Source organism: Amycolatopsis sp. NPDC005961 (assembly GCF_040629235.1).
Taxonomy (GTDB): Bacteria; Actinomycetota; Actinomycetes; order Mycobacteriales; family Pseudonocardiaceae; genus Amycolatopsis; species Amycolatopsis camponoti.
In genome coordinates this window covers 34,759-60,014 of record NZ_JBEXVF010000060.1, presented here as the reverse complement: position 1 = coordinate 60,014, position 25,256 = coordinate 34,759, and the positions used below count along the sequence as shown (strand labels likewise).

The window sequence follows — 25,256 nt, the reverse complement described above, 5'->3', positions numbered from 1 at the left end:
GGTGAACCTGTCGGCGGAGCCGTGCGACCTGCCGGAGGGCTCGCGGGTGCTGTTGTCCCGCCGGGTTCGCCACCTTCTACGTGCCAGAGCACACCCACATCCCGGTCAAGCGCGAGTCACCGCACCCGCGCACGGGCGACGCGTCGCTGCCCGACGACCGCTACAGCCGCACGCTCGACCCGTGGGTGGCGCTGGCGACGGCGGCCGCGGTGACGACGCGGATCCGGCTGTCCACGGCGGTGGCCCTGCCGGTGGAGAGCGACCCGATCACGCTCGCCAAGACCATCGCGAGCCTCGACCACCTCTCCGGCGGCCGCGTGACGCTCGGGACGGGCTTCGGCTGGAACGTCGACGAGCTGACCGACCACGGCGTCCCGGGCAACCGCCGCCGCACCGCGCTGCGCGAGTACCTCGAAGCGATGAACGCGCTGTGGACCTCCGAAGAAGCCTCCTACGACGGGGAGTTCGTCTCGTTCGGCCCGAGCTGGGCGTGGCCCAAGCCGATCCAGGCGCACATCCCGGTGCTGCTCGGCGCGGGCCCGACGGAGAAGACGTTCCGCTGGATCGCCCGCCACGCGGACGGCTGGATCACGACCCCGGCCGACTCCGACCTCGACGGGCACGTGGCTCTGCTGAAGGAGATCTGGCTCGCCGAGGGCCGTTCGGGGGCGCCGCGGATCTGCGCGCTCGGGGAACGGCCCGACCGGGACCGCCTGGCGCACCTGGATTCCCTCGGGGTCACCGAGACGATCTTCGGGTTGCCGGACCGCGAGCCGGACGAGGTCGAGGCCTGGATCGGCCGGCTGGCCGGCAAGCTCGGCCTGGCGGTCTCCCCCGCCGTCTGAAGATCCCGCTCAGAACCAGTGCAGGCAGTGGGGCGGCCGCTCGGCGCGGAAGAGCGCGTCGGCGGCGGCCGCCGCGGCCGGGTGGTGCGCCCGGACGTGCCCGGCCCGCACCAGCGTGCTCGGAGCCGTCCCGCCGAGGTACACCGAACCCAGGTCGCTCACGTCCAGGGACAGGTCGGGCTCCCGGTCCGTCGGGACGCACTCGGCCTCGCCGCCCCGCACGGTCAGCAGATGACGCGCCCGCTCGCCGAGGAACGGGTCGTCGACGTCCAGGACGAGCTCGCCGTCGGCCGCCCAGCCGCGCGTGGTCAGCGCCCGCGGGACGTCGAGCAACCGCACCCAGAGCCAGTCCGTCTCGTCGCTCGCCCGCGCGGCGCGGACGTCGGCGAGCTGCCACCGCAGCGGGTGCTCGGGCGGGCACTGCCGGAAGACCACCTCCGTGGCCAGGTCGTGGCCGAGCAGGAACCGGGCCAGGGCCGTGGCGACCGCGTCGTCGCTCGCGATCGTCTCGTCGACCGTCAAGGTACCGGCGCCTTCGAGCAGGTACGTGGCGTAGCCGTCCGGGACGCCGCCGGCATCGCGGTGGACGGCGACGTACCGCGGCGCCGGGGCGACCGGCGGCCGCCCCGCACCCCGCTCCCACCAGTGGTGCGGCCGCGACAGCGCACCCGGGCGGACCCGGCGGTAGCGGTCGTAGACGTCCTCCAGGATCCCGCCGCACCCGTCCCGCCGCAGCACCTCGATCGAGCCGGGCACCGGGGCGGCCTCGGCCCGCGGGACGGCGAAGGCGGCCTGATGACGCGGCACCGTCAGCCGGTGCGTGGTGGTCGCCGGCCCGTGGCCGAACCTGCGGTAGATCACGGCCTCGCTGCACAGCAGCACGGAGAGGAACTCCCCGCGCGCCCGTACGTCGGCGAAGTGGCGCCGCATCATCGCGGTGAGCACGCCCTGCCGCCGGTGCGACGGCAGCACGCCGACGGCGGTCACGCCGGCGGCCGGGACGGGGACCGCCCCGGGCAGGGTCAGCTCGAAGGAGTACGCGGCCGCGGTGCCGACCCGCCGGCCGTCCGGCGTCACGGCGAACAGGGCGCGGTCCATTTCCAGCGCCGACCAGACCCGGCCGCCCTCGCCCGGGGGTTCCGGGAAGCGCCCGAACGCGGCGAAGAGCGTGTCGACGAAGACGTCGCGATCCTGCGGGGTCGTGAGGCGGATCTCCATCGGTGCTGCGGCCTCCCGGCGTCGTCGTGTCCGGGCTCGTCGTGCCCGGACACAGTGCAGCGGTGCCCCGCCGCCGGGGCAAGCGATTTAGGGACCAAAGCGGCGGGGCACGACGTCACCGTCGTGCCCCGCCGCGGCGACCCCCCGGGGTCAGCTCTTGGCCGCGACCCCCTGCCGCGCCCGGAGGTCGAGCTCGATCTGCTCCAGCGAGCGCCCCTTCGTCTCCGGCACGAGCCACTTCGTGAGCACGAAGAGGACCACGTTGATGCCGGCGAACAGGAACATCGAACCGCCGATGCCGAGCGAGCCCGCGGCGGAGATGAGCGGGAACACCGCGCTCACGATGCCGGTCGCCGCCCAGAGGACGACGCTGCTGACGCCCATGCCGGCCGCGCGGTACTTCAGCGGGAACACCTCGGCCATCATCACCCAGACGACCGCGCCCCAGCCGAGCTCGTACCCGACCAGGTACAGCACCATCATGACCAGCATCAGGATGCCGCGGGTGCTGGTGTCGTGGACGTTCAGCACGACGAGCCCGGCCGCCACCAGCGTGATCACCATGATCACGTTGCCGATGAGCAGCAGCGGCTTGCGGCCCCAGCGGTCCACCACGAACACGACCCACGCGGTGAACAGGAACTTCGTGACACCGAGCAGCACGCCGGACAGCAGCGCGGCCTGCGTGGCGAACCCGAGGCCGATCAGCATCGTCGGGAAGTACGCGTTGATCGCGTTGACGCCACTGAACTGCTGGCCCACCGCGAGCAGGATGGCGACGATCATCATCGGCCGGACGAAGCCCGAGAACAGGTCACGGAACCGGGGCTTGGCCTCGGTGTCCATCTGGATGACCTCGCGGATGGTCGCGATCTCGTCGTCGAGGTTCACGGTGTTACCGTGCGCGCTCGCCAGGACCCGCCGGGCTTCCTCTTCCTGACCGTTCTTGAGCAGCCAGCGCGGCGTCTCCGGCAGGAACGCCAGCCCGATGAGCAGGATCACGGCGGGCACGATCGCGCCGGCGAACATCCAGCGCCACGCGGAAATCGGCCCGAGCCAGTAGCTGGTCAGGAACGCGATCAGGATGCCGAGCACGATGAAGATCTGGTTCAGCGCGCCCATCGCGCCCCGCAACCGGGCGGGCGCCAGTTCGGACAGGTACGTCGGCACGGTCGACGACGAAAGGCCGATGCCGAGGCCGATCACCAGCCGCGAAATCACGAGCAGCGCGAACGTCGGCGAGAAGCTCGCCGCCAGCGTGCCCACGATGACGATCGCCGCGGCGACCATGATGGTGCGCCGTCTGCCGAGCGCTTCGTTGATGCGGCTGGAGAACAGCGCACCCACGATGGCACCGACCGACAGGCTGGCGGTGATCACGCCCTTGTCCCAGGCGGTCAGCGACCAGGCTTTCCCGATGAACGGGAGCACCCCGGAGATCACGCCGAGGTCGTAGCCGAACAAGATGCCGCCGAGCGCGCCGAAGAAGTACAAGGTGGTTCGGCTGATGTGCCGCGCCGGGGCTGTCTGCGTCATTGCCGGGTCGCCTCTTTCGTAGGTCCAGTCCAGCCAGCGGCCACCACACTCACACGCCGGAAAAAGCCGGGCAAGACAGTCGTTGGTAACGATTCAGAAACGTGATCGACGTTCACATATGTGATACCGATTGGCGCGCAACGTCCCTCGTTCCCCTGCGGCATTCAATCCACTGTGGACAGACCACTCCGGTGAAATCGTCGAAGCGTTTGACCAGGCATGATCCCTGGTTTACGGTCACTCTGGAAGCGCTCCCAGAATTGTCGAGACAACCTGTGGAGGCAGACGTGCGTAGCACGCGTTCCCGATCACCGAGACGACTGCTGGCGGGCACGCTCGCCTTCGTCGTGCCGGCCGCCATCGCGGTCACCGTCGCCGCCGCGCCGGCGTCCCCCGCCGCCCCCGCGCCGTACACGTGGCGCAACGCGGAGATCGGCGGCGGCGGGTTCGTCCCCGGCATCGTCTTCAACCAGGCCGAGCCCGGCCTCGCCTACGCTCGCACCGACATCGGCGGCGCGTACCGCCGCGACGCCGCCACCGGGCGCTGGATCCCGCTGCTGGACTCGGTCGGCTGGACCGACTGGGGCCACAACGGCGTGGTCAGCCTGGCCACCGACCCCGTCGACCCGAACCGGGTCTACGCCGCGGCCGGGATGTACACCAACAGCTGGGACCCGAACACCGGCGCGGTCCTGCGCTCGGCCGACCGCGGCGCCACCTGGCAGGCGTCGGCGCTGCCGTTCAAGCTCGGCGGCAACATGCCCGGCCGCGGCATGGGCGAACGGCTCGCGATCGACCCGAACCGCGACAGCGTCCTCTACCTCGGCGCCCCGAGCGGCAACGGGCTCTGGCGCAGCACGGACTCCGGCGTCACGTGGGCGAAGGTGACCGCCTTCCCCAACCCGGGCAACTACGCGCCCGACCCGGGCGACCCGTCCGGCTACTCCAGCGACAACGAAGGCGTCACGTGGGTGACGTTCGACCCGTCGACCGGCACCCGCGGCAGCACCACGCAGACCATCTACGTCGGCGTCGCGGACAAGGCGAACACCGTCTACCGCAGCACCGACGGCGGCACCACGTGGGCGCGGCTGGCGGGCCAGCCGACCGGATTCCTGGCGCACAAGGGCGTCCTCGACGCGACCGGCGGCTACCTCTACCTCGCGACCAGCGACACCGGCGGCCCGTACGACGGCGCGAAGGGCGACGTCTGGAAGTACGCCACGAAGACCGGCGCCTGGACGCGGATCAGCCCGATCGCCTCCGACAGCGCCGACGACTACTTCGGCTACAGCGGCCTGACGATCGACCGGCAGCACCCGAACACGCTGATGGTCGCGACCCAGGTGTCGTGGTGGCCGGACGTGATCTTCTTCCGCAGCACCGACGGTGGCACCACCTGGACCCGGATCTGGGACTTCACGAGCTACCCCGACCGGTCGCTGCGCTACACGCAGGACATCTCCTCCGTGCCGTGGCTGACCTTCGGCGTCCAGGCCGCTCCCCCGGTGCCCTCGCCCAAGCTCGGCTGGATGACCGAGTCGGTGGAGATCGACCCGTTCGACTCGAACCACCTGCTCTACGGCACCGGCGCGACCGTCTACGGCACCTCCGACCTGACGAAGTGGGACAGCGGCGGGAAGATCACGATCAAGCCCGACGTCGGCGGCCTCGAGGAGACCGCGGTCCTCGACCTGATCAGCCCGCCCGCGGGCGCGCCGCTGATCTCCGGCCTCGGCGACATCGGCGGGTTCCGGCACGACAGCCTCGACGCCGTCCCGGCCACCATGTTCACCTCGCCGGTCTTCACGACGACGACCAGCCTGGACTACGCCGAGCTGAACCCGGCGACGATCGTCCGCACCGGCACGCTCGACCGGAGCGCCCGGCCGACCGACAACCGGATCGCCTTCTCCACCGACGGCGGCAGGAACTGGTTCCAGGGCGCCGAACCGGGCGGCGGCGCGAGCGGCGGGACGGTGGCCGCGGCCGCCGACGGCAGCCGGTTCGTGTGGAGCCCGGACGGCAGCGCGGTCAGCTATTCGGTGGGCTTCGGCTCGTCGTGGACGGCGTCGGCCGGCATCCCGGCGGGCGCGGTGGTCGAGGCCGACCGCGTGAACCCGAAGCGGTTCTACGGCTTCGCGGCCGGCCGGTTCTACCTCAGCACCGACGGCGGCGCGACGTTCACCGCGACCGCGGCGACCGGGCTGCCCAGCGCTTCGGTGCACTTCAAGGCGATGCCGGGCAAGACCGGCGACGTCTGGCTGGCCGGCGGCTCCGGCACGACGTACGGCCTCTGGCACTCGACCGATTCCGGAGCGTCTTTCACGAAGCTGAGCGGGGTCGCCGAAGCCGACAACATCGGGTTCGGCAAAGCCGCTCCCGGCCGGACGTATTCGGCGTTATACACCATCGCGAAGATCGGTGGGGTGCGTGGGATCTTCCGGTCGGATGACGCGGGGGTGTCGTGGACGCGGGTCAATGACGATCAGCACCAGTACGGCAACATCGGGGCGGCGCTGAGCGGGGATCCGCGGGTGTTCGGGCGGGTGTACGTGGGGACGAACGGGCGGGGTGTGATCGTCGGGGAGTCTTCCGGTGACCAGCCGCCGCCCACGACGACGACCACTTCTTCCCCGCCCATCACGACCACGACCACTCCGGTGCCGTCTTCGTCGTGCACGGCGGCCTACACCGTCACGAACCAGTGGCAGGGCGGTTTCCAGGCGGGGGTGAAGGTCGGGAACACCGGAGCCGTGCCGGTGGACGGCTGGACGGTCACCTGGTCGTTCGCCGACGGCCAGCGCGTGTCGCAGGCTTGGAACGCGCAGGTGACGCAGGCCGGCGTGGCGGTGTCCGCGGTGGACGCGGGGTGGAACAGGACGATCCCGGCGGGCGGCAGCGCGGAGTTCGGCTTCACCGGGACGTCCGGCGGCACCAATACGAAGCCGTCCGTGATCAGCCTCAACGGCAGGGCCTGCACCACGTCCTGACGAGGAACGGGAACGGGGCGGCGGAAGGATCCGCCGCCCCGCCCCCCACGCCCGGTCCCGTCAGCCGGCCGCGAGGAAGTGGGCGCGGATGCCCGCGCCGAACGCCGTCGGTGTGCCGTCGTAGGCCGAGATCAGGGCCGGGCCGGTGCTGCAGTTCCAGGTGTTCCAGGTCCAGCCGAGGTAGGACGCCTGGTGCCGGTCGAGCCAGTCCATCAGGCCGGTGACGTAGCCGCTCGCGCAGTCGTTCTCGCCGATCTCCCCGGCCACCAGCGGCACCGCGGCGGCGACCGGCGCGAGCTGGCTGTCCCAGCAGGACGACGAGCTGCAGGTGTTGAAGTTGTACGAGTGCCAGGACGCGGCCAGGTTGCCGGCCGGGTCGCTTGGCTTGTACTGGAGCCAGCCGGTGAGGTCGTTGGAGTAGGCGAGACCGCCGAGCATGATGACGTTGGTGGCGCCGGTCGCGCGCACGGCGTTCACCAGCGTCTGCATGCCCGCCACCGGGTAGCCGATGCCGGAGCACGCGGAGCCGCCATCACGCCAGCACGTCCACGCCTGGGCCGAGCCGGACACCGCGCGGTCGAGGTAGGGCTCGTTGAACAGGTCGAGGATCGTGGCGTTGTCGCCCTTGAACGTGGTCGCGACCGAGGTCCACAGGTCCACTGAGTGCTCGGTGTCGGTCATCGGCTTCTGGCAGGTGGCGTTGACGTCGCTGCACGCCGACGAGTTTCCCGTGTAGACGCCGTGCGTCCAGTGCAGGTCGAGGATCGCGACCAGGCCGTTGTCGTGCAGCAGGTCCACATAGGACTTGATCGCCGCGCGGTAGGTGGCGCCGGCGTACCGCGGGTCCACGTCGGACAGTCCCAGCCAGCAGTCCTCGTTGAAGGGGACGCGCACGACGTTCGCGTGCCAGCTCTTGATGGCGGCGACCGAGGCGGCGTCCATCGGGCCGTCGAAGAGGCCGTTGCCCTGCACGCAGGCGAACTCGCCACCCGAGCGGTTCACCCCGCGCAGGGTCACCGGGGTGCCCGCGGCGTCGGCCAGCCGGTTGCCCGAGACGTGCAGCTGGGGCGCACCGCTCGGCGGCGGCGTGGACGTGGTGGTGGTCGGGGTGGTCGGGGTGGTGGTCGGCGGCTGGGTGCCGCCGCACGGTTCGCCGTTCACGCTGAACGACGTCGGTGCCGCGTTGGCCCCGCTGTAGCCGAAGTTGGCGCCGGCGGTGACCGACGCGTTCGGGGCGATCGTGCCGTTCCAGGTCGCCGGGGTGAGCGTGACGGTCTTGCCGGACTGCGTCCACGTGCCGTTCCAGCCCTGCTGGAGCTGCTGGTTCCCGGTGTAGGCGTAGCTGATCCGCCATCCGGACAGCGGCGCCGTGCCGAGGTTCTTCAGGCTGAGGTTGGCGGTGAAACCGCTTCCCCAGTCGTTCACCGTGTAGCCGACCTCGCAGGCCGTCGCCGCCGAAGCGGGTGATGGTGTGCCGAGCGTGAACGCCGTCGTCGCCCCGACGACGGCGAGCGCGGTGACGGCGCCGAGCAGTGCTGGTCCGGAACGCATCGATCACTCCCTTGATCCTGAACAGTCATGAGAGCGCTCCCAGCAGCGCTGGACAGTACCCGGCTGCCCGAGGCGCTGTAAACCCCGCCGTGATCTTGGGCAGGAATTCCCGGAATCCACTCCAACGGCGGCGTCGGGGCCCACCGGCCGGTGGCACAGCGCGACCACGGGATGCACTGCCTCCCAACGGCTTCGGCCGTTCAGGAGTGTTCAGTTGCCCTCGACCACGATCGACGCACCGGAAAACGGACCACCGGGTCGGCTCGCGTCCGGGTCGCGCTTTACAACGACGACACACCGGGGTTACCTTTCCGGCGGCTGGAAGCGCTCCCATGCCAGGTCGCCTCATCAGAACGCGGCCACCACCCAGGGGCGCCGTGGCGCGAGCCGCGGCGCCCCTGTCCGCGTCCCCGGGAGGCCCCGATGCACAGGTTCGCCGCCGCCCTCGCCGGACTCTGCCTCGCGGCCGCCGGCACCACCGCGGTCGTCGCGGCCGGACCGGCCGCCGCCGCACCGGCGTGCGAGGTCGGCTACCGCGTCAACCAGTGGCAGACCGGGTTCACCGCCGAGATCACCGTGACGAACGGCGCCACCGCGCTCACTTCGTGGGCGCTCACCTGGCACTACTCCGGGAACCAGTCCGTGACGTCGGCCTGGAACGCGACCGTCCGCCAGTCCGGTGCCGCGGTCACCGCGGAGAGCCTGCCCTACAACGCCGCGCTGCCCGCCGGCGGCACCGTCTCGTTCGGCCTGCAGGGCACCTTCAGCGGAACCAACGCCGAGCCCGCGGACTTCGCGCTCAACGGCGTCGCGTGCGGGGACACCGCTCCCCCGGTGACGACGACACCGACGACTCCTACGACACCGACGACCACCACGTCCGCGCCACCGCCCGCCGGGTGCGGGGCCGCGACGTTCTGCGACGACTTCGAACAGCAGACGGGCACCGTCCCGGCCGGCCGGTGGACCGTCGGCGCGGCGAACTGCCAGGGCACCGGCACGGTCACCGTCGACACCGCGGTCGCGCACGCGGGCACCCGCTCGGTGAAGGTGGCCGGCGGTGGCAACTACTGCAACCACGCGTTCTTCGGGACGAGCGTGCCCGGCTCCGGTGTGCTGTACGGCCGGTTCTGGGTCCGCCACACGACCCCGCTGCCCGCCGGGCACGTCACGTTCCTGGCGCTGCGCGACACCGCGGACGGCGGCCGGGACCTGCGCGCGGGCGGGCAGAACCGGGCCCTGCAGTGGAACCGCGAGTCCGACGACGCGACGCTGCCCGCGCAGAGCCCGGCCGGCGTCGCCCAGAGCGTCCCGCTGCCGACCGGCACCTGGTCCTGCTTCGAGTTCGAGATCGACGGCGCCGCCGGGCAGCTGCGGACGTGGCTGGGGTCGGCCGAGGTGCCCGGGCTCGTCGTCGACGGCGTGCCCACCCCCGACGTCGACCAGCAGTGGCTCGGCCGGGCCTGGCACCCGGCGGTGACCGACCTGCGGCTCGGCTGGGAGAGCTACGGCTCCGACGCCGACACGCTCTGGTTCGACGACGTGGCCGTGGGCAGCACCAGGATCGGCTGCTAGGCGGAGACGATCCGGTCGATCTCGGCCAGCTCGTCGTCGGAGAACTCCAGGTTCGCGGTCGCCGCGACGGTGTTCTCGAGCTGGGCGACGCTGCTGGCCCCGATCAGCGCGGAGGTCACGCGGCCGCGGCGCAGCACCCAGGCGATGGCCAGCTGCGCCAGCGTCTGCCCGCGCCGCTTCGCGACGTCGTTCAGCGCGCGGATCGTCGCCAGGGTCTCCTCGGTGAGGCGGTCCGTCGTGAGGAACGGGCTGGCGCCGGCCGCCCGCGAGTCGGCGGGGACGCCGTCGAGGTAGCGGTCGGTCAGCAGGCCCTGGCTCAGCGGCGAGTACGCGATCGAGCCGACGCCGTGCTCGTCCAGGGTGTCCAGCAGGCCGTCCTCCACCCAGCGGTTCAGGATCGAGTAGGACGGCTGGTGGATCAGCAGCGGCGTGCCGAGCTCCTGCAACGCGGCCAGCGCGGCCGTGGTCTGCTCCGGCGAGTAGTTGGAGATGCCCGCGTACAGCGCCTTCCCGGACCGGACCGCGGTGTCGAGGGCACCCATGGTCTCCTCGATCGGCGTCTCCGGGTCCGGGCGGTGGGAGTAGAAGACGTCGAAGTGGTCCAAGCCGGTGCGCGCGAGGCTCTGGTCCAGGCTGGCCAGGACGCTCTTGCGCGAGCCCCACTCGCCGTACGGGCCGTCCCACATCAGGTAGCCGGCCTTGGACGACACCAGGATCTCGTCGCGGTACGGGCGGAAGTCGGCGGCGTAGTGCCTGCCGAAGTTCGCCTCGGCCGCGCCGGGCGGCGGGCCGTAGTTGTTGGCCAGGTCGAAGTGCGTCACGCCGAGGTCGAACGCCCGGCGCAGCACCGCGCGCTGGACGTCGAGGGGCTTGTCGTCCCCGAAGTTGTGCCAGAGGCCCAGCGACACCGCGGGCAGCTTCAGCCCGCTGCGCCCGGCCCGCCGGTACGGCATGCCCGCGTACCGGTCTTCGGCGGCGGCGTAAGGCGACATGGTTCTCCTCGTCGGCGTGGGGGTCTCGCGCGCAGTCTAGCCGTGGGTGATCACCGCGCCGGCGAACGACGCGGCGGCCGGCAACGCGGGCAGGAGGGTCGCCTGGTAGGCGTGGTAGATGTCCGGTTTCCCCGCCCAGACCGCCGCCGCGGGGCGGTTCTCGGGGTCCAGCTCGTGGTGCCACGAACCGAGTTCGCGGTCGACGAAACAAGCTTCGGCGTGGTCGCACCACTCGCGGAACCGGTCCAGGTAGGCCAGGTCGCCGATCTCCTGGTGGAGCGTCCACGCGGCGGCGATCGCCTCGGCCACGACCCAGTGCAGGCGGGTGCGCACGACCGGCTTCCCGGCGAAGTCGGTGGTGTAGACGAATCCCGGGCGGCCGTCGACGGCCCAGCCGTGGCGGACGGCCGTCGCGAACAGCGCCTCGGCGTCCGGGACCAACCACTCCGGCGCGTCCGCCCCGAGCGCGCGCTTGAGGTGCACGGCCAGCCGCGCCCACTCGAAGAGGTGGCCGATGGTGGCGCCGAACGGCCGGAAGGGATGGGCGGGCTCGGCCCGGTTGTGCTCCAGCTCGACGTGCCAGCCCGCGTCGTAGTGCTCCGGGAGCAGCCAGCCGTGCGCGCGGGCTTCGCCGTGCACCAGGTGGTCCACAATGGACAGCGCGCGGGTCGCCCAGACCCGGTCGCCGGTGACGTCGGCCGCGGCCAGGAACGCCTCGACCGTGTGCATGTTGGCGTTGGCCCCGCGGTAGTCCTCCAGGTGCGTCCAGCCGCGGTCCCAGACGTCGGCGACGCGGCCCGCGCCCGGCTCCCAGAAGCGGCGTTCGACCACTTCCAGCGCTTCGGCGAGCAGCGGTTCCGCGCCCTCGGCACCGGCGGCGACCGCGCTCGACGCCGCCAGCACGACGAAGGCGTGTTCGTAGGCGCGCTTTTCTGACAACGTTGTCGTCGCGTACCAGCCGTCGTGGTCCGGGTCGCGCAGGACGCCGGTCAACGCTTCGACGCCGTGTGCGACCTGCGCCGCGGTCGCCGCGCCCTGGAGCTGGGCCAGCGCGAAGACGTGCGTCATCCGGCAGGTGATCCAGGTTTCGACGGGCCGGTCGAGGACCGGCCGCCCGGCGTCGTCGAGCCAGGCGAAGCCGCCGGCGGGGTGGGCCGCGTCGGCGGCGAAGCCGAGGAGCCGCGCGGGTTCGGCGCGCACCCAGGCGGGAACCGATGACGGACTGTCCACTCTCTGCCCTTCTCCACGGCCGGCCCGGTGATCGGCTCCCTCCGCCAAGGTAGGCCACGGCACCGCCGGTCGTCACCGCGGGATTCCGGAAGCGACCCCCACCGCGTATCCTGATCGTGAGAGCGCTCCCAGTCTTCGACGCACGCTACCCGACGAAGGGACAGACGTGACCAGGAGACGAAGTACGATCCTCGCCGCCGTCACCGTGTTGCTGGCGAGCTTGACGGTCATCCTGCTGAACACCGGCACGGCCGAAGCGCACGGGGCCATGATGAAACCGGGCAGCCGGACGTTCCTGTGCTGGCAGGACGGGCTCAGCTCGACCGGCCAGATCATCCCGCAGAACCCGGCCTGCCAGTCCGCGGTGAACACCAGCGGCGCCAATTCGCTGTACAACTGGTTCGCCGTGCTGCGCTCCGACGGCGCCGGCCGCACGCGCGGCTTCATCGACGACGGGAAGCTGTGCTCCGGCGGGAACCCGGGCTACGCCGGGTTCGACCAGGTCGGCGACTGGCCGCTGACCCACCTCACCGCCGGGGCGACGTTCGACTTCTCGTACAACGCGTGGGCCGCGCACCCGGGCTGGTTCTACACGTACGTAACGAAGGACGGCTGGGACCCGTCGAAGCCGCTGACCTGGGACTCGCTGGAGGACCAGCCGTTCCTGACCGTCGACCACCCGCCGGTGACCGGCCAGGTCGGCACGGTGGACGGGCAGTACAAGTGGAGCGGGGCGCTGCCGGCGAACAAGTCCGGGCGGCACATCATCTATTCGGTGTGGAAGCGCTCCGACAGCGCCGAGACGTTCTACGGCTGCTCGGACGTCACGTTCGACGGCGGGCACGGCGAAGTGACGGGCGTGCACCAGCCGGGCAGCCCGACGACCACGCCGACGACGCCGACGACCACCCCGTCGGGCGGTGGCTCGTGCATGGCGATGTACGAGGTGACCAACGCCTGGAACGGCGGCTACCAGGCGACGGTGACGGTGATGAACCACGGCACGGCCGCCTACCGCGGCTGGCAGGTGGGCTGGACGCTGCCGGCGGGCCAGACGATCGGCAGCGTCTGGAACGGGACGTTGAGCCAGTCGGGTTCGGTGGTGTCGGTCCGCAACGCGGACTGGAACGGCGCGGTGGCGCCCGACGGTTCGACGACGTTCGGCCTGGTGGTGAACGCGCCGGGGACGAACCCCGCTCAGCCGACGCCGACCTGCCAGGGCACCTGACCGAAGGTGCGGCACCGGTCCCGTCAGCGGGCGGGACCGGTGCTGCCGCGGGTGACCAGCCGCGGTCGCGAGGCCCAGACGTCGCCGACGTCCTGCCCGGCGATGAGGTCCCGCAGCATGGAGGCGGCGAGCCCGCCGAGCTCCACCAGCGGACGCCGGATCGCGGAGAGCGCGGGGCGGACGAGGCTGCAGAGGGCGGAGTCGTCCCAGGAGACAACGGAGAGGTCCCGGGGCACCTCGAGCCCGAGCTCCCGAGCGGCGGCGAGCGCGGCGACGGCGAGCGAGTCGGTGTCGCAGAGAACGGCGGTGGGCCGGGGACGAGCGCTCAGGATGTGCCGGAGCGCGTCCGGCGAGGGTTCGATGTGGACGGTGGGGTGGCGGGACCGGTTTCCGCAGGATTCCAGGCGGTCGTGGGATGCTGCGGAACGGATTCTTGTGCTGACGGCCGGATCCGCGCCGGGGAGGTCTCGGCCGGCGGCGGCCCGGCCCGAACCCCCGCGATCCCCCGAACCGGCAGCAAGTCCCGCACCGAAAAGCCCGCCTGCGGCCCACGAACCGCCGGTCGCTGGACCGCCGCGATCGACCGCACCCACGTTCGGCAGCCCGGCACCCGGGAAACCCCGCGTCCCCGCCGAACCGGCACCCGCGGTCCCTCTGCCGGTCAACCCCAGCCGGCGGGCCTCGGTCGTGAAGGCCCTCCCGCGCTCCCCCTCCTCCGTGAACGCCGCCGCCCCCGCGATCCGGACCACGTGCCGGTGTCCCAGCGCCGCCAGGTACTCCAGGGCCTCCGCCGCGCCCGCCGTGTCGTCCAGGCGGACCGACGGCACGCCCGGAAGGCCGCCCGGCCCGCCGAGCACCACCGCCGGCAGCCCGATCCGGACCAGCTCCGCCGCGCACCCCGGCCCGGTGAGCAGCGCGCCGTCCACCTTGCGCTCGGCGCGCCAGCGGCGGTGGACCGCCAGCGCCGCCTCGCGGCCGGGCACGACCTGGACCAGGAGCTCCTGGGAGAACCCGTCCAGCAGAGCCGGGACGACCAGCTCCGACGGCCCGTCGAGCACCAGCCCGATCGCCCCGGCGCGGCCGCCGGACAGGGCGCGCGCCGTGCTGCTCGGGGACCACCCGAGCTCCCGCGCGATCCGCGTGATCCGGTGCCGGGTCGCCTCCGAGACGCCCGGGCGGCCGTTCAGCGCGTAGGACACCGCGCCCTTGGACACGCCCGCCTCGCGCGCGATGTCGGTGATCGTCGGACGCTTCATCGCCGTCCTTCCCGGTGCGCAAGCGTGTCCGCCCGGACACCCGCCGTCGCGCACCTTGACACCCGGTGGCCCCGGAAACAACACTCCGTCCGGGAGCGCTCCCAATCACGAGGGCGTGATCTGCGGAGGGGCAACGCATGAGGCTGATCCGAAGACGGCTGGCCTTCGCCGTCGCCGTCGTCCTGCTCGTCCTCACCGGCGGCTGCGGCCCGGCGACGCCCGAGCGCATCACGCTCACCCTGGCGACGTTCGGCGAGTTCGGCTACGACGACCTGATCCCCGGGTACCGGTTCACCCACCCCGGGATCGACGTCCGCCAGGTCAAGACCGACCAGGGCGGCCCGTACCACCAGGACCTGCTGGGCAAGCTGCAGAGCGGGCAGGGCCTCGCGGACGTCCAGGCCGTCGAGGAAGGCCACCTCTCCGACGTCCTCGCCCAGTCCGCGAAGTTCGCCGACCTGGCCGAGATCGGCCCGCCCGACGTCAAACCGGGCCGCTGGCTGGAGTGGAAGTACGAGGCGGGCCGCAGCAAGGACGGCAAGCTGATCGGCTACGGCACGGACATCGGCCCGCTCGCGATGTGCTACCGCAAGGACCTCCTCGAGGCGGCCGGGCTGCCGACCGACCCCGGTTCGGTCAAGACCATGTTCGCGACCTGGGACAGCTACTTCGAGGCCGGCGCGAAGTACGTCAAGCGCTCCAAGGGGAAGGCCTGGTTCGACTCGGCGGCGCAGAACTTCAACGCCATGGTCAACCAGCTCCCGGTCGGCTACCTCGACCGCGAAGACCGCCCGACGCTCGAGACGAACACCGCGCTCCGGGAGGCCTGGGACCAGGTGACCACCGCCGTGAAGCAGGGGCAGTCGGCCGGGCTCACCGCCTTCGCCGACGACGGCAACAACGGGCTGCGCATCGGCGCCTTCGCGACGAAGGTCTGTCCTTCGTGGATGCTCGGCGTCATCGAGCAGCAGGCCGGGCTCGGCAACGCCGGCAAGTGGGCGATCACCGACGCGTTCCCGGACGGCGGCGGCAACTGGGGCGGCTCCTACCTGACCGTGCCGGCCGCGAGCGAACACCCGAAGGAGGCCGCCGCGCTCGCCGCCTGGCTGACCGCGCCCGAGCAGCAGCTGCACGCGTTCCGGGCGAGCGGGAACTTCCCCAGCCAGATCGAGGCCTTCACCTCGCCCGACCTGCTCAGCGAGATGAACGGCTACTTCGGCGGCGCGCTGAGCGGGCAGGTCTTCGTCGCCCAGGCCCGGAAGGTCGGCAAGCCGCAGTACAAGGGCCCGGGCGACGGCAAGATCCAGGAGACGGTCGTCGCGCCCGCGCTCAAGGCGGTCGAGCGGGGGGCCGACCCGGCCGCCGTCTGGCAGCAGGTGCTCGTCGGGGTGCACCAGGTGGTGCCGTGACACTTTCCCAGGGGTGGACACCCGGCGTCTCCTGTCTGTGGTCCGGACACAGTGGACCGGCCACGGTGTCCGTTCGAAACGCGGTCGCGCACCACTCCCCCGGTCCGGCACCCTGACCCGATGACGACTCCCGACCTCACCCCGCTCGCGGGCCACCGCGTCCGGCACCCCGGCCCGGACGACCACCTGCCCGTCCTCGCCGTCCTCGACACGTGGTGGGGCGGGCTCGGCGGCGACGAAGGCTCCCGCCAGCGGGCCCTCCTGCTGCCCAAGCTGATGTTCCAGCACTTCACCGGCAGCAGCTTCCTGGTGACCGCGGACGACCGGATCGTCGCGTTCCTGATCGGGTTCCTCTCGCCGTCCCGGCCGGCCGAGAGCTACATCCACTTCGTCGGCGTCGACCCCGCCGAGCGCGGCAAGGGTCTCGGCGCCGCCCTGTACGAGCGCTTCTTCGCCTACAGCCGCGCACACGGGCGCAGCACCGTCCGCGCCATCACGTCGCCGGTGAACAAGGGTTCGCACGCCTTCCACACCCGGCTGGGGTTCGTCACCGAAGCGGGCCCGAAGGAGGTCGGCGGACTGCCGGTCCAGCCCGACTACGACGGGCCGGGCCTGGACCGGCTGTCCTTCCGCAAGGACCTCTAGCCGGACACGCTGAACGAGCGCACGCCCAGCCCGGTCTGGCCCTGCCACGGCTCGAACCCGAACTGGACGCTCGTCAGGTACCAGGCGTCGCTGATCTTGCCGCGGTTCACGCCGTCCCTGGTGAAGTCGGACAGGTTCACGTCGAGGCTGTCCGTTCCGGAGTTCCGGACGTAGGAAATCACGTTCCAGCCGATGTTCCCGAACCAGACGGTCCACGTCGCGCCGGCGAGCTGGGCGGTGCCGATCACGCTGCCGACCGGCTGCGGGGCACCCCGGTGGTTGCCCCAGATCATCACCTCGGCGCCGGTGTTCTGCCCGGACGGGTTCGGCGAAGGGTCGTACCAGACGTCGTAGGCGGCGTCCCACTGTCCCGCCTGGACGGTCGTGTAGTCCACATGGGACCGCAACGAGCCGAGCGACCGGACCTGGCGGGGCAGGCCGCTGCCGGAACTGCAGTTGCCGTAGTGGCAGCCGGCGTAGACGGACGGGTAGCTGCCCGGGGCCCCGTTCGTCGGACGGTTGTGGGACGCCGTCGTGACCGTGAAGCCACTCGCGGACACCGACAGGCACTGGGTCGTGTCGTCGCCCCAGTTGTTGTTCTGCACGATGTACTTGCCGCTCTGGATGCGCAGCGAGCCGTACTTGTCGCACAGCTGCGTGTCGGCGGCGGCCGGTGGGGCGGTCAGCACGACGCCGCCGGACAGCAGCACGCTCGCGGCCCCGAACGACGCCAGTGTGGCCCGTAGCCGGTTCTTCATGCGAACTCCTCTGCTTGCGAAGGGACAGGTGGAGACCCGGGCCGGACGGCGGCTGCGCGGCACCGCCCGGCCCGGGAGCCTTTTACGAAACCGGCGGGTAGGCGTTCTGGACCAGCTCTTCGAACTGGGCCTGGAACCACTTGCCCGACAGCGGCGAGTTCGGCAGGGCGCCGGTCAGGTTGCCGCCGTTGGCCTGGTCGCTGCCGTGGTAGGTCGGGTCGCACATCCGGTCGAAGCCCTTGCCCTCGTCGTTCGGGATCTGCGAGCTCGCGCCGTCGGACTCACCCGGCGGCTTGATCCAGACGTAGGCGTCGAAGTGCGCCGCGGGAGAGGCCGTGGGCCGCAGGCCCAGCCCCGCACCGCTCTGGTTGCACCAGTTGCCGCGGTGCAGCCGCCGGTCGATCCGGCCCGAGTTGACGTAGGCGTCCACAGTGGATCCGGAGGCGCCGCTGGGCCGGGCCGAGCCGCCCCAGCCGTTGCGGGAGGTGTCGACCAGCATGCCGATGCCGCTCGGCAGGCCCGCGGAGACGAACGCGTTGTACATCGCCGTGGCGAACGGCACCTCGGCGAAGTACGGGTTCCACTGGTAGAACGTCGCCGATCGCAGCGGCTGGCCGCCGACGTTGAGGCTCGAGTCGGGCAGGTTCGGCTCGGTCAGCGGGGTGTAGTTCGCCGTGTCGCTGATGAAGCCGTCGATGCTGTTCACCCCGGCCGTCGTGCCCTGCAGCGTCTGCTTGACCAGGTTCACGAACGGCTGGAAGTTGCTGTCCCAGCCCAGCCACGCCGAGTGCGCGATGTCCAGGTAGTTGTAGACGTTGGAGATCGCGTGCAGCTTGTTCAGCGCGTACTGGATGCCCTGGGTGTACGCGCCGGTGGACTGCGCTTCGGCGCACTTGGCCGTCGCGGTGTTGGTGATCAGGTTCGGCAGCGAGTCCGGCTCGACGACCGCGACGACCCGCAGCGGCGCGTACTTCGCGTCCGAGAGGATCGAGGCGATCGGGTCGATGTACTCGGACTTGTACCGGGCCAGGCCGTTCGAGCCGGCCTGCAGCTCACCGTTGGACGCCAGTGCCGCGCAGTCGCGGTTCGGCAGGTCGTACACGACGATCTGGATCGTCACCGGTGTGCCACCGCTCACCTGGCTCAGCGCGGCGTCGAGGTGCCCGCGCAGGCCTCGGGCACTCGAGGTGCCCTCGATCGCCGCGATCCGGTCGAGCCAGACGGCGGTGGAGGTGTTGGCCACCTTCGCCATCTGGGCGCCGAGCGTGCCGCCCTTGGCCGCGGCCGCGGCGGACACCTCGGCCGACCAGTCCGGGTTCACATACCCCTTCGAGCCCGCGTACGGGTTGTCGACGTGGGTGCCGGGCTGCGGCGTGGTCGTGGTCGTCGGGGTGGTGGGCGTGGTCGGGGTGGTGGGGGTCGTCGGCGTCGTGGGCGTGGTCGACGGGCCGCCCGTGCTGCCGTCGCAGACGACGCCGTTGAGCGTGAACGACGTCGGGACGGCGTTCGACCCCGAGTACTGGCCGTTGAAGCCGAGGCTCGCGGTGGCGTTCGTCCCCAGCGTGGCGCCCCAGGACGGGTTCTTCGCGCTGACGTGCTTGCCGGTCTGGGTGAACGTCGCGCTCCAGCCCTGCTGGACCTGCTGGTTGCCGCCGAAGTCCCACTGGAGGTCCCAGCCGGACGTGATCGGGTCACCCAGGTTGGTCACCGTGATGTTCGCGGTGAACCCGGGCTCGTACAGGTTGGTCGCGTAGGTGACCTTGCAGCCGGTGGCGGCGACCGCCGGGCTGCCGCCCGCCACCAGCAGCCCGGCGACGACCGCGGCGGCCGTCACCGAGGAAGCCGCGGCGAGCCGCACCTTCCTCTTCGGGTTCCAGAATTCACTCTTCATCGAGTGTGCTCCTTCGTGTTGTCGGGTCAGGCGCTGCAGGGGGTGGAACCGATGGCGAAGCCGCTCGGGTTACCGGTCGAGGCGCCGGTCGCCTGGAAGCCGATCGACGTCGAAGCGCCGCCGGCCAGGTCCGGCGCCCAGGTGGGCGCCTTGGCCGTCGCCTGCTGCCCGGACTGGGTGACGGTGGCGCCCCAGCCACCGGTGATCTGCGTCCCCGACGGCACGGTCCAGCCGAGCGCCCAGGTCTTCAGCGGCGAGGTGCCGGTGTTCTTGAGCGTCACGGAGGCGACGAACCCGCCCTGCCAGGCGTTGTCGACGTGGTAGGTGACCGCGCAGCTCACCGCGGGCGGCGGATCCGTCGTCCCGCCACCCGAGACCACGGGCGGGATCAGGTACGGCTGCAGGATCGCCTGCTTGGCCTGGTTGACCGTCGTCCAGTCGTCGTTGAGGATGCCGCCGGTGTCACCCGAGTTGGGGTTCCACGACCAGTACGTGAAGCTCATCCCGGTCGTGCCGGTGCCGGCGTACTTCATCAGCTCTTGCAGCCAGGTCTTGTCGCGCGGGTCGGCGAGGGTGGTGCCGAACTCGCCGAGCAGCACCGGCGCGATGTTCTGCTTCTGCAGGTAGCCGAAGAAGTGGTCCCAGAGCGCCGGCAGGTTCGCCGGGAACGACGGGTCGGAGAACCACGGCTGGGCGAACACCGACGTCGCGTACTCGTGGGCCGAGTAGACGAGCTTGTCCGGTTTGGACAGTCGCACCGGGAACTGCCGCGCGCCGGAGAGGTTGCCGCCCCACCAGCCGCACTGCGGGTCGCCGGTGCCGCTGACGCAGTCGACTCCCTCGACGATGACCAGCCAGTCCGGGTTGGCCGCGAGGACGGCGTTGCCCCCGCGTTCGGCGGCCAGGCGCCAGTCGGTCGCGGTGTCGCCGCACCCCCAGCACGCGCCGCCGCCACCCTGGATCGAGTGCGGCTCGTTGTGCAGGTCGGCGCCGATCACCGTGGTGTTGCCCTTGTAGTGCTGCGCGAGCATCGTCCAGTCCGACAGCCAGCGGCTCTCGGGATACGCGCTGGTGTACCAGAGCGGGGACTGCGCGCCGGAGTCCGGCCGGTGCTGGTCGAGGATGACGCGCATGCCTTTCGTGCCGGCGTACGCGATGATCTTGTCGAGCACCTGGAGGCCGGAAAGCCCTTGCAGGTCCGGGTTCTGGACGGCGTCGATGCTGGTCGGTTTCGAACCGCTGTCGAAGAGCTGGTTGGAGTACGGGAGCCGCAGCGTGTTGTAGCCGAGGCCCGCCATCTGGTCGAGCATGTCCTTGTAGTTGCGGCTCCACAGGCCGTGCGGCGAGTAGTTGCCGGTCTCGGCGCCGAACCAGTTGACGCCGGTCATCCGCACCGGCGCGCCGGTCGCGTCGACGAGCTGGGAACCGGACGCGTGCCAGTAGCCGGTCCCGGTACCGGAAGCCGCGGGGGCCGCGGTGGCCGGGGACGCCGTGAGAACGGCGCCCCCGACCAGTGCGGCGACCGCGAGGGCGAGCAGTCGCTTCATCGAGTGCCTTTCAGCCGAACAGGGCGACGTGCGCGGCGAACGCCGTGGCGATCTCCGACTGCGCCCAGAACCGGTGGTAGGTGAACGTCGGCGCGGCGCCACCGTCCAGGTAGGACTGGACCTTCGGCCACTGCGGGTCGCTCTTGTAGAACGACCGGATCGACTCGAACGTCGAGCCGGAGTTGATCGCGTCGCCGTTCGGCATCGTGCCCGTCCAGCCCGTGGGCACGTACAGCCCCTGGTCCGTGGTGGCGTTGTAGGCGTCGTCGAACCGGTTGTAGTCCGTCCGGGTCTCCGGCACCGCGATGCCCTTGGTGTCGGTGTTGGCCGACAGCGCGGTGAGCAGCTGCTCCCCGACCGTCTTCGCCTGGGCGTTGCTCGACCCCGACGCGTAGTAGAGCAGCGTCTTGGCCAGCGAGGCCGCGACCCCGACGTCGTTGCTGTAGTTCTTCACCGTGACGTGCAGGCCGGTGTTCGCCCCCGGGCTGGTGGCGTTCCAGGTGTCCGGCGCGCCGCTCCAGGTCAGGTCGGCCGGGATCTGGAAGCTCCCGCCCGCGCCGACCGTGGTGTTCGCGATCGCCCACGGGACCCACTTGTCGAGGATCTTCTTCGCGCGGGCGTCGCCGGTCGCCTGGTAGTACTCGGCGATGCGTTCCATGCCCCAGGTCTGGAAGCCGAACCACTGGTTGCTCGGCGGGTCGTGCCAGACCGGTTGCTGGTCGTAGAACATCCCGTAGAACGTCGGCGTGCCGGACGGCGGGGTGCCGTACTGGCCTTCCCAGCTGTTGGTCGCGCCGCCGGCGAGCCCGCCTTCGGACGACTGCAGCCACTGCAGGAACTCCATCTGCCGGCCGAGGCTGGTCGCCCAGTCCTGCGCGCCGGTCGCCGAGGTGACCTTCAGCCCCGGGTCCGCCGACAACGCGTACGCGGCCAGCGGGTTCTGGTAGCCCTGGTGGGCCGCACCGTCACCGATGCGCCAGGCCCAGGCGCTGGACGAGTCCATCGAGCCGCCCCAGGCGTAGTACCAGGAGACGAGGTAGTGCTCGCTGTCCTTGCCGGTGCCCGCCGCGCAGGTCGACGCCCCGACGCAGTTGCCGATCTTCTTGAAGTACTTGTCGAACAGCGAGTACCGCAGGTAGTCGCCCATCTTCGACGCCTTCTTCACGACGGCCGCGACGTCGGCGCTCTTGCCCTGCGCGCCGGCCCACTTCTCGGCCTGGAAGGCCACCTGCACGGCGCGGGCGTCCGCGTCGGGCGCGTCGGTGTACTTCCACTGCTTGGCGTAGGACGAGTCGCCGGTGAACAGGTCGAGGTAGCCGTTCTTGCCGCCGAACTTCAGGATGTCGCAGCTGGGCTGGGTGACCGTCTCCCAGACCGACTCCTGCGAACCGCGCTGGAAGGTGTTGATGAACGCCGGCGCGGTGTTCGTGCCGTCCTCGCAGTGGCCGAACTTGTAGATGTTGTCGACGTCGAGCAGCCAGTGCATGCCGTAGACGTCCGCCGAGCCGTAGGCCGCCTTCAGCTCCGCCGCGATCGGGTCGGCGCCGACCGACACGCCGGACTGCAGCTGCGACGGGTACTGCTTCGGGCTCGGGTACTCGGCCGCGTAGGTGGCCGGCTTGCTCGCGTTGTAGCCGGAGTTGCCCGGCTGGTCGGCCGCGGACGGGATCGCGTACGTCTCGATCGACGTCCAGGCCTGGTTGAACGGGGCCCAGTCACCGGTGACCCGCCCGTAGGACGCTTCCAGCCACAGGTAGTAGCTGAACGCCTCCGACGTCGTCTCGTGGCCGTGGTCCGGCGCCTCGACGATCAGCGTCTCGATCGAGTGGTAGGGCACCAGGATGTTCCCGAACTTGCGGAAGTAGCCGTTGTTCGGGTCCTTGATCTTGTTGTACTGGGTCAGGAACGCGAGCTGGTAGTCCGAAGTGGACGACGAGATCTCGTTGACCGTCACCGTGGCCGCGGTGTAGCCGCTGCTGCTCGCGGTGAACGTGGCGCTGCCCAGCGCTCCCCCGTTGTCGGCGCTCTGCACGGTGACGTTCTGCGGAGTGCTCCAGTTCGCCGTCGTGAAGGTGAGGCTCGCGGGGCTCGCGGTCAGGTCGGTGCTGCCCGCCGTCCTGGCCACCGCGACGGTGACCGCCGCGGTGGGCGCGCCGGCGAGGCTGACGGCGAACGTCGTCGTCCCGCCCTGCTTGACCTGCGCGGTCGCCGGGGTGGCGACGATCGTCGGTCCGGAAAGGACCTTCACGCTCACCGGGCTGGACGTCGTGGAGGCGTTCTTGTTGTCGTAGGCCTTGGCCGTGATCGAGTACGTCCCGGCCGGGACGCTGCCCCAGCTGCCCTCGAACGGCGCGGCCGTGTCGGTGGCCAGGAGGGTGTCGCCGGCGTAGAACTCGACCTTGCTCACCGTGCCGTCGGCGTCGGCGGCCGTGGCGGCGAGCGGGATGGTGGCCGGGGCGTAGTAGGTGCCGGACGACGTCGGCGCCGTCAGGCTGACGGTGGGGGCCTTGTTGGCGCCGGTGCACGCGGTGCCGTTGACGGAGAAGTCGGCGGGCGGACGGTTGGCGGAGCCCTTCGAGCCGTTGAAGCCGAAGCTCGTGCTGGCACCGGTGTCGAGGTGGCCGTTGTAGGAGAGGTTCGTCGCGGTGACCGCGGCGCCGGTCTGGGCGAAGGTGGCGCTCCAGCCCTGCTGGACCTTCTGGCCGTCGAGGAACGTCCAGCCGACCTTCCAGCTGTCGAGCGGCGCGCCGTCGTTGCGCAGCGAGACATTGGCGGTGAACCCGGTGTCCCAGTCGTTGGTGGTGTAGGTGACGGAACAGGCGACGTCGGCGGCGAGCGCCGAGGAGGGGACGACCAGCGCCGCGGTGAACGCGACCACGGCCGAGGCCATGCTCAGCGCGCGGCCGCGTAACCAGCGCGTTCGGCGCACAGGGCGCCATCGGGGGGAGGAACGCATGGCTTCGGAACTCCTTTGTCCGTAGGGAGCCAGCGATCTGGGAGCGCTTCCAGGCGCAGACGGTAGCCAGCCGGAAACGTGGATGTAAAGAATCGAGTCAGAAGGACACCGCGGACGAAGACGTCACACCTACGCTCCCGGCTCGGCCCGGCCCACTGAACACTCCTGAACAGCCGCGGCCGATGGTCGCCACCTCACTCGAACGGCCCAGCGGAACGGTCACGCGCCGTGTCGAGGAAACGCCGTTTAGCGCCAAAGGCGTGCACCTCAGCCGGGATCGCTCCCAGCCACCGGTGCCCACCACCGTGTCGACCCCGCAATCACGCGTGTCGACCCTTCAGTCACGCGTGTCGACTCCCCGATCACGCGAGTCGACCCTCGGGACACGCGAGTTCGCCGACCGGTCCGTGCGGCAAGGGTCGACACGCGTGATCAGGAGGTCGACACGCGTGATTGGGGAGTCGACACGGGGGTCAGCTCGAGGCGCGGACCGCCAGGGAGACCGGGAGGATCTGCTGGCGCGGCTTGAGGCTCTGGTCGTCGAGCAGCTGCATCAGCGTCTCGACCATCGCGTGGACCTGCTCGCGGGGGTCCTGGTGGACCGACGTCAGGGGCGGGTCCATCGCCGGGGCGAGCGTGGCGTTGTCGTCGAAGCTGACCACCGCGACGTCTTCGGGGATGCGGCGGCCCGCCGAGTCCAGCGTGCGCAGCGCGCCCACCGCCATCATGTCGCTCGCGACGAACACCGCGTCGAGGTCCGGGTGCCGGGCCAGCAGCGCGGACATCGCGTTCGCGCCGCCGGACAGCGTGAAGTCGGCCTCTTCGGCCAGGTCGGCGGGGTCGAGCCCGGCGTCCAGGAGGGTCTTGCGCCAGCCGGCGAGCCGGTCGATCGGGGCGCTCTGGTCCTGCGGCCCGGCGATCGTGCCGATCCGGCGCCGCCCGGACGCGACCAGGTGCTCCACCGCCAGCCGGGCGCCGCTCTCGTTGTCGAAGTCGACGACGTGCACGCCGCGGCGGATGCCGGCCGCCTGCCCGCCGAACACCACCGGGATGCGCAGCAGCCGCAGCGCCTTGGGCAGCGGATCGGCCCGGTGCGGCGCGAACACGAGCGCGCCGTCGACGTGGCCGCCCTCGAGGAACCGGACGGTCTTGCTCAGGTCCTCGCGCGTGTCGCTGAAGATGAGCACCATCTGGCGGCCGACGTCGGCGAGCTCGCGGTAGCCGGCCCGCATGACGGCGGTCCGGTACGGGTCGTCGAGGAGGCGGGCCTCGGGCTCCGAGAGGACCACGGCGACGGCCCCGGTGCGCCGGGTGACCAGGGAGCGAGCCGCCTGGTTCGGGGAATAGCCCAGGTCACGGGCGGCGGCGAGGACCTTCTCGCGTGCCGCCGCGCTGACGTAGGCGTCGTCGTTCAGCGCACGTGACGCCGTAGACCGCGACACGCCGGCGAACGCCGCGACGTCCTCCAGCGTCGGCCGCTCTTCATCCCCTGCTCGAGGCCCCACGGGCACCGCCCTCACTCACCACAACCACCCTGACGCCGACAGCTTAACGGTCACGCAGGGCGATGTCCGGGAGCGCTCCTCGCAGGAAACGCTCCGGTTACGACCCCTTGACACCGGTGAG

16 protein-coding genes and 1 pseudogene are annotated in these 25,256 nt (G+C 71.3%); 6 read left to right on the top strand and 11 right to left on the bottom strand.

Annotated elements, in window-relative coordinates; all coding sequences use genetic code 11:
- Positions 1-59 precede the first annotated feature (59 nt).
- Positions 60-845, top strand: a pseudogene (locus ABZ342_RS37485) (TIGR03619 family F420-dependent LLM class oxidoreductase); the annotation flags it as partial.
- 9 nt (positions 846-854) lie between these two features.
- Here the strand turns inward: ABZ342_RS37485 and ABZ342_RS37480 are convergent.
- Entirely contained in the window at positions 855-2,063 is a 1,209-nt protein-coding gene (locus ABZ342_RS37480) for a GNAT family N-acetyltransferase (RefSeq protein WP_360483484.1), read from the bottom strand.
- A 150-nt stretch (positions 2,064-2,213) separates the two neighbouring features.
- Positions 2,214-3,599, bottom strand: a complete 1,386-nt coding sequence (locus tag ABZ342_RS37475; RefSeq protein WP_196425956.1) for a sugar porter family MFS transporter — start codon at positions 3,597-3,599, stop codon at positions 2,214-2,216.
- A 287-nt stretch (positions 3,600-3,886) separates the two neighbouring features.
- On the opposite strand from ABZ342_RS37475, the gene ABZ342_RS37470 reads away from it, so the two are divergent.
- Positions 3,887-6,592 carry a cellulose binding domain-containing protein gene (locus ABZ342_RS37470; RefSeq protein WP_360483481.1) on the top strand — a complete coding sequence of 902 codons (2,706 nt, stop codon included), beginning with the start codon at positions 3,887-3,889 and terminating at the stop codon, positions 6,590-6,592.
- 60 nt (positions 6,593-6,652) lie between these two features.
- Here ABZ342_RS37470 and ABZ342_RS37465 read toward each other — a convergent pair whose 3' ends face one another.
- Positions 6,653-8,143 carry a cellulase family glycosylhydrolase gene (locus ABZ342_RS37465; protein ID WP_360483478.1) on the bottom strand — a complete coding sequence of 497 codons (1,491 nt, stop codon included), beginning with the start codon at positions 8,141-8,143 and terminating at the stop codon, positions 6,653-6,655.
- A 423-nt stretch (positions 8,144-8,566) separates the two neighbouring features.
- Here ABZ342_RS37465 and ABZ342_RS37460 point away from each other — a divergent pair, with 423 nt between their 5' ends.
- Positions 8,567-9,718: a cellulose-binding domain-containing protein gene (locus ABZ342_RS37460; RefSeq protein ID WP_360483475.1), complete on the top strand. Its 1,152-nt coding sequence runs from the start codon at positions 8,567-8,569 to the stop codon at positions 9,716-9,718.
- On the opposite strand, the gene mgrA is transcribed toward ABZ342_RS37460, so the two are convergent.
- Together mgrA and ABZ342_RS37450 are read right to left on the bottom strand one after the other, a co-directional pair.
- A complete protein-coding gene (gene mgrA, locus ABZ342_RS37455; RefSeq protein ID WP_360483471.1) occupies positions 9,715-10,710 on the bottom strand; it encodes an L-glyceraldehyde 3-phosphate reductase in 996 nt (331 codons plus the stop codon). The genes ABZ342_RS37460 and mgrA overlap by 4 nt on opposite strands.
- Positions 10,711-10,746: 36 nt before the next feature.
- Positions 10,747-11,940, bottom strand: a complete 1,194-nt coding sequence (locus ABZ342_RS37450; RefSeq protein WP_360483468.1) for an AGE family epimerase/isomerase — start codon at positions 11,938-11,940, stop codon at positions 10,747-10,749.
- A 166-nt stretch (positions 11,941-12,106) separates the two neighbouring features.
- Between ABZ342_RS37450 and ABZ342_RS37445 the strand changes: the two genes are divergently transcribed.
- Positions 12,107-13,168, top strand: coding sequence for a lytic polysaccharide monooxygenase (locus ABZ342_RS37445; RefSeq protein WP_360483465.1), 1,062 nt, complete (start codon positions 12,107-12,109; stop codon positions 13,166-13,168).
- A gap of 23 nt (positions 13,169-13,191) precedes the next feature.
- Here ABZ342_RS37445 and ABZ342_RS37440 read toward each other — a convergent pair whose 3' ends face one another.
- Positions 13,192-14,424, bottom strand: a complete 1,233-nt coding sequence (locus tag ABZ342_RS37440; RefSeq protein WP_360483462.1) for a LacI family DNA-binding transcriptional regulator — start codon at positions 14,422-14,424, stop codon at positions 13,192-13,194.
- A gap of 137 nt (positions 14,425-14,561) precedes the next feature.
- Between ABZ342_RS37440 and ABZ342_RS37435 the strand changes: the two genes are divergently transcribed.
- Positions 14,562-15,833: an ABC transporter substrate-binding protein gene (locus tag ABZ342_RS37435; protein WP_360483459.1), complete on the top strand. Its 1,272-nt coding sequence runs from the start codon at positions 14,562-14,564 to the stop codon at positions 15,831-15,833.
- A gap of 120 nt (positions 15,834-15,953) precedes the next feature.
- Positions 15,954-16,478: a GNAT family N-acetyltransferase gene (locus ABZ342_RS37430; protein WP_155549719.1), complete on the top strand. Its 525-nt coding sequence runs from the start codon at positions 15,954-15,956 to the stop codon at positions 16,476-16,478.
- Here ABZ342_RS37430 and ABZ342_RS37425 read toward each other — a convergent pair.
- The 5 genes from ABZ342_RS37425 to ABZ342_RS37405 all read right to left on the bottom strand — a co-directional run bounded on the left by ABZ342_RS37425 (position 16,475) and on the right by ABZ342_RS37405 (position 25,099).
- Positions 16,475-17,236 carry a hypothetical protein gene (locus ABZ342_RS37425; RefSeq protein ID WP_155549718.1) on the bottom strand — a complete coding sequence of 254 codons (762 nt, stop codon included), beginning with the start codon at positions 17,234-17,236 and terminating at the stop codon, positions 16,475-16,477. The genes ABZ342_RS37430 and ABZ342_RS37425 overlap by 4 nt on opposite strands.
- An 82-nt stretch (positions 17,237-17,318) precedes the next feature.
- Complete coding sequence (locus tag ABZ342_RS37420; RefSeq protein WP_360483455.1) at positions 17,319-19,127, bottom strand: glycoside hydrolase family 6 protein; 1,809 nt, start codon at positions 19,125-19,127, stop codon at positions 17,319-17,321.
- Positions 19,128-19,153: 26 nt separating this feature from the next.
- Complete coding sequence (locus tag ABZ342_RS37415) at positions 19,154-20,674, bottom strand: cellulase family glycosylhydrolase (RefSeq protein WP_360483452.1); 1,521 nt, start codon at positions 20,672-20,674, stop codon at positions 19,154-19,156.
- Positions 20,675-20,684: 10 nt separating this feature from the next.
- Positions 20,685-23,564 (bottom strand): glycoside hydrolase family 48 protein, encoded by a 2,880-nt coding sequence (locus ABZ342_RS37410; protein WP_360483449.1) that lies wholly within the window; start codon positions 23,562-23,564, stop codon positions 20,685-20,687.
- A gap of 539 nt (positions 23,565-24,103) precedes the next feature.
- Positions 24,104-25,099: a LacI family DNA-binding transcriptional regulator gene (locus ABZ342_RS37405; RefSeq protein WP_155549934.1), complete on the bottom strand. Its 996-nt coding sequence runs from the start codon at positions 25,097-25,099 to the stop codon at positions 24,104-24,106.
- Positions 25,100-25,256: the final 157 nt, after the last annotated feature.